The organism is Paenibacillus sp. y28, from assembly GCF_037137075.1.
GTDB lineage: Bacteria > Bacillota > Bacilli > Paenibacillales > NBRC-103111 > JBBBNV01.
Genome location: NZ_JBBBNV010000119.1, coordinates 1 through 526 on the forward strand (window position 1 = coordinate 1; position 526 = coordinate 526).

At 52.3% G+C, this 526-nt stretch carries 1 protein-coding gene; it reads right to left on the minus strand.

What is annotated here, in order from left to right; genetic code table 11:
• Positions 1–526 (minus strand): hypothetical protein (locus WBG83_RS22555; protein ID WP_336747636.1); only part of this gene is annotated, 526 nt, incomplete at both ends.

Consider the following 526-nt stretch of genomic DNA (forward strand, 5'->3'; position numbering starts at 1 on the left):
GAGAATGGCCCGAATTTTCCTGTTGTAAATGTGCTGTCCGTAACATCGGAAACGACAAAGCCGTTCATTTTTACCTTGATGGCCGAGCCCGTTGCTTTAATCGTCACCGGCACGTAGCTGCCCTCGGTCATGACGTATCCGGATTCCGACAGTTTGGTTTTTACCCCGTCCACGATTTTATACAAGAACACACGAGTCGGCGTTACTTCCAGCCGGTACATGTTCCGGTAATCCTGCACACGGAAGCTGAAGCCTGCAGGAAGGTTATCTTTATTTCCTTCTTCGCCCAGGTAATTAAACCGCAGCTTAAAGTTGAGCGTCACATCCGCGGTATCTGGCTGATCCGGATTAATGAGCTGTCCAAGCGGGTTCGTCTCCCGCCGGCTTGGCATCTGCATCGGCTCATTGCCTTCGATAACAAGATAGCCCACACCGCCGGAGCTGTTCGAAATCGGAACATAAAGCTGGCCTCCATTGCCAACGACATTGGCTCCGCCTGACGAACCCAGCTTGTAGCCGTTCGGCA